The organism is Vibrio sp. S11_S32 (genome assembly GCF_014694465.1).
GTDB lineage: Bacteria > Pseudomonadota > Gammaproteobacteria > Enterobacterales > Vibrionaceae > Vibrio > Vibrio algicola.
Window position 1 is genome coordinate 41,360 of record NZ_JAAUWS010000007.1, and the last position, 14,442, is coordinate 55,801.

The window sequence follows — 14,442 nt, forward strand, 5'->3', positions numbered from 1 at the left end:
TGTGATGTTTATGCTTTATTGGAAACTTTTAATTCAGATTCGGTTGGCTCACTAACCTGTTCATGCTGAGCCGCTAAATATGGTGAGATGAATTTTGGATATAACCAACCACCAAATGAGGCACCCATAATTGGCGCTAAAATTGGTACGATGAAATAAGGGATGTCCTTACCTCCGGTTAGTGCCATATCACCCCAACCAGCAAAGTAAGCAAATAATTTTGGTCCAAAGTCACGAGCTGGATTCATCGCAAAACCGGTTAGAGGCCCAAGAGCGCCACCAATCACCGCAATAAGTAAGCCTATCAATAGTGGTGCCAATGCTTTATTCGGAGCCCCGTTACGATCATCACCTAATGCTAAAATGCCAAACATCAACACGCATGTGATCACGAACTCTACGGCAAATGCCCCACCAAAACTGAGCAGTGGATTAGGGTATGTCGAAAAAATTCCCGCTAATGCCAAACTCTCTTGTGAACCGCGAACCATGTGGTGTGTAAGTTCATAATTGGTGAATAAATTACTGTATAAGCCGTACACTAACGCAGCAGAAAAAAACGCCCCTAGCACTTGTGCGCCAATAAATGGCAACACTTTGCGTTTTTCAAAACCGTGAAATAACGTGAGAGCAATGGTCACCGCTGGGTTTAAATGCGCCCCAGACACACCTCCGGTACAATAAATGGCAATCGCTACCCCAATACCCCAGATAATACTGATTTCCCATTGACCAAAACTGGCCCCAGTTAACACTAGAGCGGCCACACACCCGACGCCGAAAAATATCAGTAAGCCAGTACCGATAAACTCCGCAATACACTCTCCGAGCAATTGATTTTTTTTATTTGTTGGTAGAGATGCCATAGTTAAACCCATTCTTTTTAGTTATTGGAAGAATTTATAGAGCAAAACTACAACAATGTTAAAAATTGTAAATAAACAAACACCACAAATGTGCGTATGCTCATTGTTTTATTTATTCGAACATATAATATAGAGAAACTTCATTTGTACGATAAAAAACGAAGATCCATGTAATACATAAGCTTAGACAAAATTTATTTACACCAATGTTACAAAACCAGATAAAAACCAGATAAAAACAGTGAATTAATAAACATCTAGGCAACAATAAGTGAACATTTGTGATAATTTCGCTGGACAGTTTTTAAATTTTCGGTAAATTAACCACATTGCTCGAACGAACATTTATTAATAGAAAAAGGGGTGGGAATGAATAATTTAGACAATGCCAATGAAGTCTTAGATATCATCATTGTGGGTGGTGGCATAAATGGCGCGGGTATTGCGGCAGATGCCTCTGGACGAAATCTTAAAGTCGGTTTATACGAATCGAGCGATTTTGCCTCTGCCACCTCTTCTGCCAGTTCTAAACTGATCCATGGTGGTTTACGCTATCTTGAGCATTATGAATTTCGTTTAGTGTCTGAATCCCTTGCCGAGCGAGAAGTATTACTCAAAAAAGCCCCTCATATTGCTAAGCCGATGCGTTTTCGTTTGCCTCATCGCCCTTTTTTACGCCCCGCTTGGATGATCCGTGCCGGTTTATTTCTTTACGATAATTTAGGTAAACGCTCGTTTTCTTCTAAATCAAAAACCACACACACTAAACAAAATCGGTTACTAAAGGGCAGTCATAGTGTCGATTTCCGCCATACTAATGTATTAAAAAAGGAAATGGTCAAAGGCTTTGAATACTCCGATTGCTGGGTGGATGATGCGCGTTTGGTGTTGCTCAATATTTTACAGGCCGAGCAACAGGGCGCTGAAATTAAAAACTATTGCCACGTTGAAAAAGCAGAGCGTCTGGGTGATATCTGGCAAGTCACCTTATTCGATAAACGCACCAATACCCGTTTTGAACGTCGCACTCATGCTTTGGTCAATGCTGCTGGTCCTTGGGTACGAAACTTCATAACCGACAATGTCTTTATGGAAGATCAAACCAATGCTCAATCACCTTATGGTATTCGCTTGATCAAAGGTTCACACATTATCGTGCCTAAGATCCATAACGAAGAACAAGCCTACATCTTACAAAATGATGATCAGCGGATTGTATTCGTTACCCCTTATTTAGATGATTATTCTTTGATTGGCACCACTGATGTTGAGTATCAAGGCGACCCTCGCAAGGTCACGATTGATCAGCAAGAAGTGGATTATTTAATTGATGTGGTCAATAAACATTTCATTCATCAAATTAAAGCGGATGACATTGTCTCTACTTACAGCGGTGTACGACCTTTGTGTGACGATGAATCTGATTCACCACAAGCGATTACTCGTGATTACACTTTGTCGTTAGAGCAAGAAGGCGAGCAAGCACCATTACTGTCTATTTTTGGTGGTAAATTAACGACTTATCGGAAGTTAGCCGAATCGGCAATGGATCAGCTGGCACCATTCTTTCCACAAATGGGCAACAGTTGGACCGCAGATTCGATCTTACCTGGTGGCGAGCAATACGATGAAAATCTATTAAGTATGCAACTGCGTCAGCAATACCCTTGGTTAGACAATAAAACCATTCGTCGCTATTGTCGTCAATATGGCTCTCAAGCACAGCAGATGCTCGTGGATATAAGCCAAGAATCGCAAATGGGGCAGCACTTTGGGCAGGGAGTGTATCAGCATGAAATCGATTATCTCTTGCAACATGAATTTGCTTTTACTGCGCAAGATATTCTATGGCGCAGAACCAAGTTGGGGATTGTTTTATCCGCAGCATCTCAAGCTCAAGTGAACCTTTATATTGAAGGTAAAGCTCAAAATATCCCAACAAACGAGAATAGCACGCTCGAACTCGCTCAATAATTGGGGCCGAGATCATTTTCTGTGTCAGTTTTGAGTGTATTCACATTGGATGAATTTCCTTTTATTGCGCTTATCACGTACACTGCTTTTCGATAAACATTATTGATATAACTTTGGTGTTAACAAGATCACGCCCCAAAAACACCAAAGTGACCAAGAGGAAAGCAGAGTGAAAGCGAGCGAAAGGCATCAACAAATTATTGAACTGGTAAAATCTCAAGGTTATGTCAGTACGGATGACTTAGTCACCATGTTTGATGTGAGCCCTCAAACCATTCGCCGAGATCTTAATGAACTGGCTGATGCCAATAAAATTCGCCGTAATCATGGCGGTGCAACCTTGACCAATAGTTCTGAAAATTCATCTTATAGCGTGCGAAAAGTGATGCATCAAAATGAAAAAGATCGTATTGCACAAGCTCTGGTAAAACATATTCCCGATGGTTCTACTCTATTTATCGATATTGGCACCACACCAGAAGCGGTCGCCAAAGCGTTATTGCAAAACCATAATCAGTTACGCATCGTTACCAACAATATCAATGCCGCGATTATTTTAATGACCAAACCTGATTTCAAAGTGATTTTAGCAGGTGGAGAAGTTCGCAATAAAGATGGTGGCGTAACCGGTGAAGCTACCCTCGATTTCATTTCTCAATTTCGTTTAGATTTTGGTATTTTGGGCATTAGTGGTGTTGATTTTGATGGCTCATTATTGGATTTCGATTACCATGAAGTCCGTGTAAAACGCGCGATCATCGAAAATAGCCGCGCGGTATTTTTGCCTATCGACTATTCAAAATTTGGTCGTAATGCGATGGTCAATTTAGGCACGATAAAAGATGTTGATTTAATCGTGACTAACCAAACCCCACCGGAAGAAATTGGAAGTTTAATTAAAGAGCTTGGCATTACCCTACAAATACAAGCGTAACCCCCCATCATCGATGAACTTATGCACCGATCAACTTAAGGCTCCTAGATTTTAGCTGCAAAGATTTTAAGCTCTGCAACCTGAAGCGGTAATTATCAAGCTAGGCGTCTTTTTTATTGCACCAAAAACCCTTCCACCGTTTCGCAAAACAATTCAGGCTCGCTCATAAAGGGCGCGTGAGATGACGATTGAAAAATACAGCACTCACTGCTAGGTGCCAGTTCGGATACCAATGTCGCCACTTTATTCGGTACTAAGCCATCCAAACGACCATATAAACGCAAAAAAGGCATACTGATATCGGACAATCCTGGGCGAAGGTCTACCTCAGATAAAATATCTAATCCGATTCGTAATGCCTCGGGATCGGGCATTGGACGAGAGAACACTTGTTTCTTAATCGCTTTAACATCATGCCGCGCCGAAGGACTGCCAAGGGCTTGCAGCAGCATAAAACCTTCAATCGTCAGCTTAAAATTACTGGTTAATTGCGAGGTAAAATCGGTTAGCACTTTAGGTAAAATACCACGCCAGCCTTTTTCGGCAGCAAACTTAGGCGAACTTGCCACCGTAATGAGCTTGCTAACCCGATCGGGGTGGTTAAGCGCAATATTCGTCGCCACTAAACCGCCCAAAGACCAGCCTAAATACACCGCTTTTTGTGGCGCTTGAGCTAACACTTGCTGGCACATATCATCAAGGTCTTGCGCCGATTGAGCGTGACTTAAACCATAGCCAGGCAAATCAACACTGTGCACGCGAAACTTGACCGATAGCGCATCAATGGTCGGCTGCCAGACTGCGCCATTCATGCCCCAGCCGTGGATCAAGACAATATCCAATCCCTCACCTTGGCTTTGCCAGTGTAATTTACTCATCCTTGCTCCTACTAAATTCATACATTGATGCGTGACAATTATGGCACCATTATACCTTTATCCGAACAATCAAAATACTCTATCTTATGGATCTTAACCGCTCACTTTCTCGCTTTATCACCCGATGCCTGCCAAGGCAGTGTCAGTTATGCCGCCTCACCATTGATGATAACAGTGATTTAAAATCGGATGATGTAGATCTTAATAAGCAAAAGGATCATAGTAGGCCAAATACTGATTTACCGTTATGGTGCGCCACTTGTTGTGAGCAATTTTTTAGTCATGAGCCTCGTTGTCAACGCTGTGGGTTAGAGACACTGAAACCGACTAAACTGTGCGGTCAATGCCTAGTGGATCCTCCCGCCTGGGATCGCTTATATTGTGTCAATAACTATCAATTCCCACTCAGCAAAAGTGTACAAGATTTTAAATATCACGGTCAGTTTTGGTTGGCTTACGATTTAGCGACTCTGTTAAAAGCGCAAATCCCCCAGCCCGCGCCAGAATGCATTGCGGTGCCTTTACATTGGCGACGATTATTATCACGAGGTTTCAATCAAAGCCGATCATTGGCGTTTCAATTAGTGAGTCAATGGCAGCAGCAAGGGGAAAATGTCAGCCTTAATAATCAGGTTTTTCGCCGTCGCTATGCCACCATTCAACAAAAAGGGCTGAATAAGAAACAACGGCGTAAAAATTTACGCGGCGCTTTTGTATTGCGTCAAATTCCTAAGTATAAGCATGTTGCCATTATTGATGATGTGGTCACCACCGGCAGTACTCTGACGCCTTTATGCCAAGCATTGCGCAAGGCGGGAGTGGAAAGAATTGATATCTATTGCTTATGTCGCACACCGGAACCTAAGTAAGTTACCAATTAAATCACATTGAAAATCAATCAAAAATAGCCATTTATCGTAATCATTTGCTTTATCAAATTGGCATGAAAAGAGAATTGAAATCAAATTTCTATTAAATAGTGGTAAAAGAGGCTGGATCATAATAATCAGAAGAGTAAAATAACCGCAAAATCCCACTAAAATAGTCAGGTATTAGCCGTGTCAGATACAAATACTATTACAATTACAGAGAATGCCGAAGCACACTTTGGTAAATTACTTGAGCAGCAACCAAATGAAACGCATATTCGTGTCTTCGTGGTCAACCCAGGAACACCGAATGCAGAATGTGGCGTGTCTTATTGCCCACCAGAAGCCGTTGAAGCGTCTGATTTAGTACTGAATTTCAGTGGTTTTAATGCTTATATTGATGAGATCAGCCTGCCTTTCCTAGAAGATGCAGAGATTGATTTCGTTACCGATAAAATGGGTTCTCAATTAACGCTAAAAGCGCCAAACGCTAAAATGCGTAAATTGGACGACGACGCACCGTTAATGGCGCGCGTTGACTATGCGATTCAAACCCAAGTAAACCCACAACTTGCCAGCCACGGCGGCCATATTAGCTTGATCAGCATCTCTGATTCAGGTGTGGCTTTAGTGCAATTTGGCGGCGGTTGTAATGGTTGCTCTATGGTCGATGTCACGCTAAAAGATGGTGTTGAAAAACAACTTATCGAACAGTTCCCTGGTGAGCTTACTGCGGTACGAGATTCAACTGAACACGAAGCTGGTGATCACTCTTACATGTAAGCATGGAGAGATGCTAACCTCGAATAACGAGAAAAGCAGATTGTCATCAAATGAAGCCGAGCCTAACCGCTCGGTTTTTTATGCTCTTCACCTTATATAATACTAATTCCATTTAATATTTGATCAATTTGAATACGCCGAAAAGACGCTGATCCATCCTTGGTCGCTTGAGAAAAGGCCATCCATGGCCTTTGACACTTTTCTTTGTACTCAATTTTGAACCATCATTAAATTTATGGAATTGGTATAACTAAAGCAATAAGTCTCTTTTGGCTGCGGGATTTATTTGAATCTGGATTTAATCGCGAGTTCATCACACAGCCTTCTGAGACCAAGCAAAATTTAGGCAGATTCCGGTCCCAAATACACTGAAGATCATTCAAATTATATTTCCCCTCAGGCACGGGTCGCCCATAAACAAAACGTCTACTACAAATAACAAACGTAAACTTGCGTAAAAATCACACATTCTTCACATAAAATCGTTCATAATTCCCCTCACAAAAATAGGGAGATTACTTAATGCGTTATTCTAAACCTCAAATCGCACTGCACTGGCTTATATTGTTATTGATCGCTGTAACTTATGCGGCGATTGAACTCAAAGGCTTTATTCCAAAACCAAATCCTTGGCATAATTACATCAAAATCATTCACTTTAATGCTGGCATATTGGTGTTGGTATTGATGTTGCTGCGGGTGTATCTAAAAAAGAAATACACCTCTCCGGCCATTTCACCAAAACCACCAGCGTGGCAGACGGGTCTATCACATCTGGCACATAGTTTGCTGTATCTTGGGTTTATTGCCTTGCCAATTTTAGGCATCAGTTTGCTGTTTGTAGCAGGAAAATCTTGGCCGTTATTGGGGATCTCGATGCCAGCCGCCTCCATTGCCGATAAAGCAACCGCAGGCACGATTAAAGATTTTCATGAGTGGATTGCCAATGCAGGTTACTTCGTGATTGGTATTCATGCTATTGCGGCTTTGTATCATCATTATGTGGTAAAAGATGACACCTTAGTGCGGATGATGCCGAACAAATAATACCAATTCCATTTAATATTTGATCAATGTGAATACGCCGAAAAAACGCTGACCCGTCCTTGGTCGCTTGAGAAAAGTGAAAGCCCACATCAAATAACGTGGGCTTTTTTATTTCACAACAACTTTCACAACAATAAAGATGATAGCAGTTACATTTTCAATATGGTGTGCCAATCGATGCTTTGATCGCCTAACACGATAAAGTTTGGATTCTCGAGGGTTGCTCGCAAGTTATAAGATAACGGTCCAAGTTTGGTCGATAAAATACGCCCACCGGCCTCTTCAACAATGCATTGTGTGGCGGCAGTATCCCACTCGCCAGTTGGCCCTAGACGAACATAACAATCCACGCTACCTTCTGCGACTAAACACGCTTTTAACGCCGCAGACCCTAACGGGACCAAGTCATAGTTACGCGCTGGTGATAGTTGGTTGGTCAGGTTTTTGATATTTTGACGGCGACTAATCGCAATCGAAATCGACTGTTCCGCACTTTGATGTTTATGCGTTGTAAGTGCAATCTGCTCATCCGCAGCGGAGATCTTCCATGCCCCTTGCCCATGATAAGCAAAATAAGTGACGCCAGAAACCGGCGCGTACACCACTCCCATGATCGGACGATTATTTTCGATTAATGCAATAACAGTAGCAAAGTCGCCACTGCGAGCAATAAATTCTTGGGTGCCATCCAGTGGGTCCACCAGCCAATACCGATCCCATTGGGCGCGTTCGGCTAAAGGAATATCCGCCGCTTCTTCTGATAGCACTGGTATATCGGGCGTGAGCAGAGGCAGTTTTTGAGTAATAATGTCATGCGCCGCAAGATCGGCCGTAGTTACAGGGGTATCGTCTTGTTTGGTGAATTCTTGGTAATCTTTGCTGTGATAAATATCTAAAATACGCTGCCCTGCCTCACGGGCAATGCTCATCACCTCTGGCAATAAGTGTGATAAATCTTGAGGTGAAGATGCGGTCATATTATGCCTCCTTGGCCAACACTCGCAGCGCCAGCATTAAAGCGGTGATACTTCTGGCTTCACAAAAATCCAAATGGGTCAGTAACTCTTCTGCTTGTTGCAATGGCCAACGAACCACTTCTAGCTCTTCAGGTTCATCCCCGACTAAGCGCTCTGGGTAAAGGTCTTGCGCTAGAAATAACGTCATAGTGCTAGAGAAATACGATGGTGCTAAAACGATTTTCTTCAATGGCGTCCAAGCATGTGCGCCCATGCCGATCTCTTCTTTTAATTCACGATCGCCTGCTTGCTGGGGATTTTCACCTGGATCAATTAAGCCTTTAGGAAAACCTAACTCATATCGCTCAGTGCCTGCGCAGTATTCGCGGATCAACAATAAGTCGCCTTGAGCGGTCACCGGCACCACCATTACGCCACCACGATTGCTCGGTTTCATACGCTCATAGGTACGTTCTTCACCATTAGAAAAGCGCAAATCCATCGCTTCAATGGTAAATAGCCGAGACTGAGCCACCACAGATGTGGCTAAAATTTCAGGGGCTTTATGTTTTGCCATCTCAGTATTCTCCTTTACTCTTCATACTTGAAATTGCAGCTTGGTTGGCTACGTCCCCAATCATTTAGGTAAGCTAAAATCATCGGCTTCAATTACTTTGAGTACTGTTCATATAATTACTATAATTTGCCCGAAAAGGTGAACGGGTACTGCCCTTCGCCGTTTGGCTTACCTAACCAGCGTAACTGCTTGCCCATTGATTCAGGGAATTTTGCGCCCGGTTTAAACCAAGCGGTCAGTTTATATTGCGATTTTTTATTGAGATTGATACTAAACTGACTGCTGACTTGTTCACTATTTTGTTTGCCCTTGGCATCAACCACTTGTTGTTTGCAACTTAAATTGGCAATGACTGGGCCTGGAGTAATTGAGCCAATGGGTGAGTCAATTTGCCCTTGCGTCCATACTAAATTACCATCGCCAGACTCACACCAAGGCTGTGCATAGTTAAAGTGACGCAGCGATAATTCCAAGCGGCCAGACAGATCAACCGGCACTTGCAGCTTTAACTGTTGCACCAGCTTATCAATGGGTACTGAGGCGACAAAATTATTGGCATAAGCGCCAGAAAAACCGACGCCAACATCGCCTTTACCGGCCAGTTTTAATTCACTGTTTTGACCAAATCGAACTTTGAATTGTACTTTTGCCATCAACAGGTGGCTTGGCTCGAAATCCCAATAGAGCGAACCAAATTGCTGGCGTTCCACTTCCAGTTGTTGCACCGAGCCTTCCCAAATGGTACCACTGACACCTTGCAACTTAACGTTCCTGGGAATAACGTTGGCGGGAATAGCTAGTTGGTTATACACCCAACTAGCCGGAATATGAGCAATCACACTCCAAATAAAGACCACCAAGAAAACGATGAAATACCACTTCTTATGTTTCATGCTTATCCCCGGGTAAATTGCAGTCGATTCACTTCTACCATGCCAGACTTATCGCCACGATTAACGTCTAAAAACTGAACTTGCAAACCATAATTATCTCGCAGCTCGGCAACCCAGTTAATCAATTGATTAAACGCTAAAGGTTGGATCCACACTTGCAACATCTCATCACGCGGCTGCATTCTGATCAACTCGATATTAAAGCGCGGTGCGGTGGTGGCGATCACTTGATTGATCGGTAAGCTGCGTTGGCTGCTTTGACCACCGCCTTTGGTGGCCCGTAATTCGACGATACTATTGGCTGATTTGGTCACCCAAGACAGTAGTTGCTTCTCGCCATTTAAACGCAATTGAGCTTCTTCTGCTCGTTGCGATAACGGCTGGAATATTCCCCAATACAAAAAGCCTAATATTAACAACCCACTGCACGCCAACACCAAACGGCGTTCACGCAAAGAAATACCATTCCACCAAGCGGAAAGCGGCGCAATATAAGCGGTTATTTTTTCATTCATGCTCATTGCTCCTTATGATTTGGCTTTAATAACAAAACTGCCCTGCACCACAGAGCCATTTTTATTTAATTGCCCTTGCTCAACCGCAAATTCTTTTGCCAGTTCAGTACGCAGACGCTCAAATGGTTGGAAATCATTACTTTGAGCTTGCAGGCGAATTTCTTGTCGTGCGCCATCAAATTGCACACTTTGGACCGAAATGGATTTGGCTTGTTGCAACGCTTTGGGCAATTTGGCCAACCAACCTAACGCAGAAGCACCACCGCTGCTCCCACCCGATAAGACGCGCTCTTCATCTTGCATCGAACGTTTTAAATAGCTCACGGTTGGAATACGCTTTTTATTAGGGAAAATGGTACGGAAAATACGCTCACTCTCAGTATGATAAGCTCGAGTTTGCGCTTCAAGTTGTTGCACTTGCAGCGTTTTATTCACCAACAACACCACGATTAGCACACACGCAACGATCGCCACTTTTTGCCATACTCGCCATTGCTTTAACCATGACGATTGCGATTTAAACTCGCCGGTGAGTAAGTTAAATTTATTGGCAATGGCCCCTTGAGCTAGAACCGACATGATCAAGTCATCTGGCAAAGTTTGCCATTGGCCAGGTAAGTTTTCGCTCCCTTGCGGTAATGGGCTATAGCTATAAATAGTGGTATTTTCTTCCGGTTTTAACGGCAAGTTGTCGCTGTCACCTTGATTACTAATTAAGGCTTCACTGGCGATATCGGCCGCTTGCTGGGTTGCTTCATCAACCGCATCAGTACCGTCTACCGTAGTGCTTTCTGTGTCATCAGTAGCGCTTTCTTCTTTGTCTTGTAATGTATCTTCATTCTCTTGCAGCAGATCTTCAAAGTGCAATGCGTCTGCATCCGGATCAAGCCAACCTGAATGTAAGAACATTTCTAGCCAAGCCTCATCGACCGCTGCGCCTTTCGCATCACCTTGATGAAACAACCATTGCCCATCTAAATTCAGCGCACTAATGCCACTTTCATTTTTTGGCAGCGCTAAACAATCGGGTAAAATACGTTTGAGTTCAATCCCTACCGCTTTAAAATCATCGACCCATCGCGCCAATAAATCACGCTCAACCGTGGCAACGGTGGCTTGATCATTATGCTTGTGTAAGACACTAAAGTGCATCGATTCGATGTCTTGAGTTAGCGTGTCTTCCATCAAAAATGGCAGCATACTATTGAGCTGACGCGCCGCACCAGAAGGCACGGTAATTTGGGTAAGCAGTACATGACTACTTGGCAACAAGGCAATTGTGGTGCGTTGCTGGCTGTATTCAAACAATTGAGCAAGATGTTGGCGGTCGGCTATTTCGCCCGATGCAATCACATCCTTTAATTGAGTTGACCACACTAACCAAGCGATAGGATCGCTAGGGTTACTGCTCAGTCTTATTGTCAGAAACTCGTTCACTGATCCCTCCGAAACGACGACGAATAATTTGTGTGGTTTTATTATCTGAACTATACAGCAGGCTTCTTAACCTCACTCTCGATTCATCCACAGTTATTTGGGCATCTAATTCAAAATATTGGCTAGTCACGCCTAAAAATGGGGTCGCTTGTGATTGAATATTACTCGCTACCCGACTAATTTCCGGTTCTGCTAAAAAATCTTGTACACTTGACCAACCATCATAAGGTCGGTCTTCAATTACTTTTTGCGCATCACTTAAGCTTAATCCTGGTTGGAATAATCCTGATAATAGCAAGGCTTGATGCGGCTGAATGGTGTTGACGTTCACCATTAATTTTGACGCTGGAATCGCGCACACCACCCCTCTTAATGATCGCATCGCTTGCGCACTCACCTGATTAACCGCCCGCAACTCTGTGCCATCTGCGATCATTCCGTTTGGCGCACTATAGGCCGGTTTAAAGCCTTCATAGGTGTTATTTTCAACCCCAGATTGCGTGTTCACCGTATCATCACTATCAACAAATTCTTTGGCGGAATCAGCAATCACTTCGGCTTGGTAACTCTCAATACCAGCATCTTCTAACATATAAGCCAGTACTTTTAATAAATATGGTCGTACACTTGGGTTGGTTGCAACCGGTAATCCATTTAAGGCATTGAGATTAAAACAAGCTTGCATATCTCGAATACTTCCAATCGCATCACCATTATCGAGCGGGTAACGGGCATCTTTCATCGCCCATGCTTGATTGAGGTTAATAACCTTACTATTCTCTTTATAGGTTTCCTCTATCGCCACTTGAGCCAGTGCTTCGACCCCCATGCTATACCAGTAAGCTTGTTGGTGATTGAGTAAATTACTGGCACGATAAAACTGAGTCGACATTCGTTCCGTCATGGTGGCCGCCAATGCCACCAGTACCGCCACAATCAATAATACAAAAATCAGCGCCACACCTTGTTGTTTATGCTGGCTGGCATATTGCTTCTTAGTGACGTATTGTTGCTTAGCGATATGCTTATGATTCTTAAAATATGTTTGATGAGGCTTATAACGAACTGTCATTATCTCCTCCATCACTACTGTTTACGTTGCTTTGAGCAATCAAATATACCCGACGAATATCGCCATAATCTTTAAGCTGTAATTTCACTTCAATCGCTTGCGGCAGCGCACTGTCTTTGGTCCATTCTTTTTGCCAATTTGAGCCATCATAAAAGCCGAAATCCAGTTTCTCAACTTGCGATAACACCACTTTGTGCAGTGGTTCTTGCCCGGTTGGGGTGTCTGGATAGCGCCACCAAACTCGTTCAAGTTTACCTTGTATAATTCGATAGCCCACTTTAACAATCTCACCACGCGGGAAAGCCTGTTGTGGGTTAAGCCAACCTAAACGAGTAAATACGATGCCGTCACTATCGGAATCCAGTACATACTGGCCGGTATAAAGTGGCTTAGTTTTTTCTGTACCGCTTTTGTCGCCAAAGCTAAATTTACGCAGTGCCATCTGACGAAAATCACTGTCCATTACAATCATCGCCCGTTGTAACTCTTGCAGTCGCTGGGTTTTATCCAGTGACACTTGGTTGCTACGTTGAACTTGATTGACCACCTGATAGGCACCCAAACTTAAACTGGCAAAGACCATGATGGCGACCATCACTTCTATTAAGGTAAAACCACCGCTTAAGTTATGTCTAAACTTGTTGATACGATTACGGTTTAACATAAGTGCGCACCGTTAAAATACTGTTCTTTCGTTGGCTGTCAGTCGAGACACTCACATCCACCGCTTTAATTAAATCCATTCCGGTTTTGACTGGTTTAGCGGTCCAATACCACGTCTTCCCTGCAAACTCTTCTTTACCTTTTTTAGTCGAGCTTAACGGTTTACCTAAATGCAGTAGCGCCAATTGATTGTCCACTACCATGCTGGCAAAGGTTTTCTCTTCTAAATAAGTTAGGGTATTAATATGTTGTGTCACCGCTCGAATAACACTGATAGCAGCGGTAGCAAAAATAGCTAACGCGATCAAAACCTCAAGCAAAGTCATTCCGCGCGATGGCTGCCTTATCTGTTTTGTCTGCTTAATCATGGCTTTTACCAGTATCGCTCTCACCAGGTGAAAATAATTTTACTACGCCGGTTTCAAGTACTTTCACTCGCCAATATTGTTGATTTTCTTTATCGTTTTTATTTTGCCTTCCACCATCGTCGGTAGCGATAAAACTCAGCTCAAACGGTGTATTTTCACCGCTCGACAGAACAAATATTTGTGGTGGTTTTTCTTTTTTATCTTTATCTTGCTGCTCAAATTTATCTTCATAGAAGTCTTCTTGCTTGAACAAACGATCGTCATTCCCCCAAGCATCTGAGCCTAATTGAAAATGGAAACCAAGCTCATCTGGTAGATGTGTGGCGGTAAAATGTTTATCGCCTTTTACCACTTTCCAACCATCATCGGTTAAAGTCATATAGGTGAAACTAAACTTTTTATCATCAATCCGAATGCCATAATCTTGACCATTTAAAATGGCATCATCACTGAGCAGTTGCAGTCTCTGAAAAAAACGTAACGCGTTGTCTTTGAGTTGATCATCTTTTCTCTCTGGCATGGTTTGGATTACCGCTAATGCCGATAACGACATCAACACCACCACCAATAAAATCTCAAGCAATGTGAACCCGCGCTGACGCTTCATATT

The 14,442-nt window shown here is 43.1% G+C and carries 16 protein-coding genes; 5 read left to right on the forward strand and 11 right to left on the reverse strand.

Features of this window, described 5'->3' with window-relative positions; translation table 11 throughout:
- Positions 1-8: 8 nt before the first annotated feature.
- A complete protein-coding gene (locus HC723_RS05940; RefSeq protein ID WP_190338505.1) occupies positions 9-866 on the reverse strand; it encodes an MIP family channel protein in 858 nt (285 codons plus the stop codon).
- 369 nt (positions 867-1,235) lie between these two features.
- Here HC723_RS05940 and glpD point away from each other — a divergent pair, with 369 nt between their 5' ends.
- The gene (gene glpD / locus HC723_RS05945; RefSeq protein ID WP_190338506.1) at positions 1,236-2,840 is read left to right on the forward strand and encodes a glycerol-3-phosphate dehydrogenase; all 1,605 of its coding nucleotides are present in this window, start codon (positions 1,236-1,238) and stop codon (positions 2,838-2,840) included.
- A 169-nt stretch (positions 2,841-3,009) separates the two neighbouring features.
- The gene (locus HC723_RS05950) at positions 3,010-3,774 is read left to right on the forward strand and encodes a DeoR/GlpR family transcriptional regulator (RefSeq protein ID WP_190338507.1); all 765 of its coding nucleotides are present in this window, start codon (positions 3,010-3,012) and stop codon (positions 3,772-3,774) included.
- 113 nt (positions 3,775-3,887) lie between these two features.
- Here the strand turns inward: HC723_RS05950 and bioH are convergent, their stop codons facing one another.
- Positions 3,888-4,652, reverse strand: a complete 765-nt coding sequence (gene bioH / locus HC723_RS05955; protein WP_190338508.1) for a pimeloyl-ACP methyl ester esterase BioH — start codon at positions 4,650-4,652, stop codon at positions 3,888-3,890.
- Positions 4,653-4,738: 86 nt separating this feature from the next.
- Here bioH and HC723_RS05960 point away from each other — a divergent pair, with 86 nt between their 5' ends.
- From HC723_RS05960 to cybB, 3 genes are all read left to right on the forward strand, one after another.
- Positions 4,739-5,521 (forward strand): ComF family protein, encoded by a 783-nt coding sequence (locus tag HC723_RS05960; protein WP_190338509.1) that lies wholly within the window; start codon positions 4,739-4,741, stop codon positions 5,519-5,521.
- Positions 5,522-5,710: 189 nt separating this feature from the next.
- Positions 5,711-6,304 carry a Fe-S biogenesis protein NfuA gene (nfuA, locus tag HC723_RS05965; protein ID WP_153447967.1) on the forward strand — a complete coding sequence of 198 codons (594 nt, stop codon included), beginning with the start codon at positions 5,711-5,713 and terminating at the stop codon, positions 6,302-6,304.
- Positions 6,305-6,826: 522 nt separating this feature from the next.
- Positions 6,827-7,351: a cytochrome b561 gene (cybB, locus tag HC723_RS05970; RefSeq protein WP_190338510.1), complete on the forward strand. Its 525-nt coding sequence runs from the start codon at positions 6,827-6,829 to the stop codon at positions 7,349-7,351.
- Between the two features lie 149 nt (positions 7,352-7,500).
- Here the strand turns inward: cybB and cysQ are convergent, their stop codons facing one another.
- The 9 genes from cysQ to gspH form a co-directional block, all read right to left on the reverse strand.
- On the reverse strand, positions 7,501-8,328 hold the full coding sequence (cysQ, locus tag HC723_RS05975) for a 3'(2'),5'-bisphosphate nucleotidase CysQ (protein ID WP_190338511.1): 828 nt from the start codon (positions 8,326-8,328) through the stop codon (positions 7,501-7,503).
- 1 nt (position 8,329) lies between these two features.
- Positions 8,330-8,884, reverse strand: coding sequence for an ADP compounds hydrolase NudE (nudE, locus tag HC723_RS05980; RefSeq protein ID WP_190338512.1), 555 nt, complete (start codon positions 8,882-8,884; stop codon positions 8,330-8,332).
- A 119-nt stretch (positions 8,885-9,003) separates the two neighbouring features.
- On the reverse strand, positions 9,004-9,777 hold the full coding sequence (locus tag HC723_RS05985) for a type II secretion system protein N (protein WP_190338513.1): 774 nt from the start codon (positions 9,775-9,777) through the stop codon (positions 9,004-9,006).
- Positions 9,778-9,779: 2 nt separating this feature from the next.
- Positions 9,780-10,292, reverse strand: coding sequence for a type II secretion system protein M (locus tag HC723_RS05990; RefSeq protein ID WP_194704498.1), 513 nt, complete (start codon positions 10,290-10,292; stop codon positions 9,780-9,782).
- A gap of 12 nt (positions 10,293-10,304) precedes the next feature.
- Positions 10,305-11,729, reverse strand: a complete 1,425-nt coding sequence (gspL, locus tag HC723_RS05995; protein WP_190338514.1) for a type II secretion system protein GspL — start codon at positions 11,727-11,729, stop codon at positions 10,305-10,307.
- Positions 11,695-12,801: a type II secretion system minor pseudopilin GspK gene (gspK, locus tag HC723_RS06000; RefSeq protein WP_190338515.1), complete on the reverse strand. Its 1,107-nt coding sequence runs from the start codon at positions 12,799-12,801 to the stop codon at positions 11,695-11,697. The genes gspL and gspK overlap by 35 nt, the downstream gene beginning before the upstream one ends.
- Positions 12,785-13,465, reverse strand: coding sequence for a type II secretion system minor pseudopilin GspJ (gspJ, locus tag HC723_RS06005; RefSeq protein WP_190338516.1), 681 nt, complete (start codon positions 13,463-13,465; stop codon positions 12,785-12,787). Before gspJ ends, gspK begins: the two co-directional genes overlap by 17 nt.
- A complete protein-coding gene (gspI, locus tag HC723_RS06010) occupies positions 13,452-13,832 on the reverse strand; it encodes a type II secretion system minor pseudopilin GspI (RefSeq protein WP_190338517.1) in 381 nt (126 codons plus the stop codon). Before gspI ends, gspJ begins: the two co-directional genes overlap by 14 nt.
- On the reverse strand, positions 13,825-14,439 hold the full coding sequence (gene gspH, locus HC723_RS06015; protein ID WP_153447976.1) for a type II secretion system minor pseudopilin GspH: 615 nt from the start codon (positions 14,437-14,439) through the stop codon (positions 13,825-13,827). Before gspH ends, gspI begins: the two co-directional genes overlap by 8 nt.
- Positions 14,440-14,442 lie beyond the last annotated feature (3 nt).

Excerpts from the sequence above, each read along its gene's own strand:
- HC723_RS05940 (WP_190338505.1), bottom strand. The coding sequence starts at position 866 with ATGGCATCTCTACCAACAAATAAAAAAAATCAATTGCTCGGAGAGTGT.
- glpD (WP_190338506.1), top strand. The coding sequence starts at position 1,236 with ATGAATAATTTAGACAATGCCAATGAAGTCTTAGATATCATCATTGTG.
- bioH (WP_190338508.1), bottom strand. The coding sequence starts at position 4,652 with ATGAGTAAATTACACTGGCAAAGCCAAGGTGAGGGATTGGATATTGTC.
- HC723_RS05960 (WP_190338509.1), top strand. The coding sequence starts at position 4,739 with ATGGATCTTAACCGCTCACTTTCTCGCTTTATCACCCGATGCCTGCCA.
- cybB (WP_190338510.1), top strand. The coding sequence starts at position 6,827 with ATGCGTTATTCTAAACCTCAAATCGCACTGCACTGGCTTATATTGTTA.
- cysQ (WP_190338511.1), bottom strand. The coding sequence starts at position 8,328 with ATGACCGCATCTTCACCTCAAGATTTATCACACTTATTGCCAGAGGTG.
- nudE (WP_190338512.1), bottom strand. The coding sequence starts at position 8,884 with ATGGCAAAACATAAAGCCCCTGAAATTTTAGCCACATCTGTGGTGGCT.
- HC723_RS05985 (WP_190338513.1), bottom strand. The coding sequence starts at position 9,777 with ATGAAACATAAGAAGTGGTATTTCATCGTTTTCTTGGTGGTCTTTATT.
- HC723_RS05990 (WP_194704498.1), bottom strand. The coding sequence starts at position 10,292 with ATGAATGAAAAAATAACCGCTTATATTGCGCCGCTTTCCGCTTGGTGG.
- gspK (WP_190338515.1), bottom strand. The coding sequence starts at position 12,801 with ATGACAGTTCGTTATAAGCCTCATCAAACATATTTTAAGAATCATAAG.
- gspJ (WP_190338516.1), bottom strand. The coding sequence starts at position 13,465 with ATGTTAAACCGTAATCGTATCAACAAGTTTAGACATAACTTAAGCGGT.
- gspI (WP_190338517.1), bottom strand. The coding sequence starts at position 13,832 with ATGATTAAGCAGACAAAACAGATAAGGCAGCCATCGCGCGGAATGACT.
- gspH (WP_153447976.1), bottom strand. The coding sequence starts at position 14,439 with ATGAAGCGTCAGCGCGGGTTCACATTGCTTGAGATTTTATTGGTGGTG.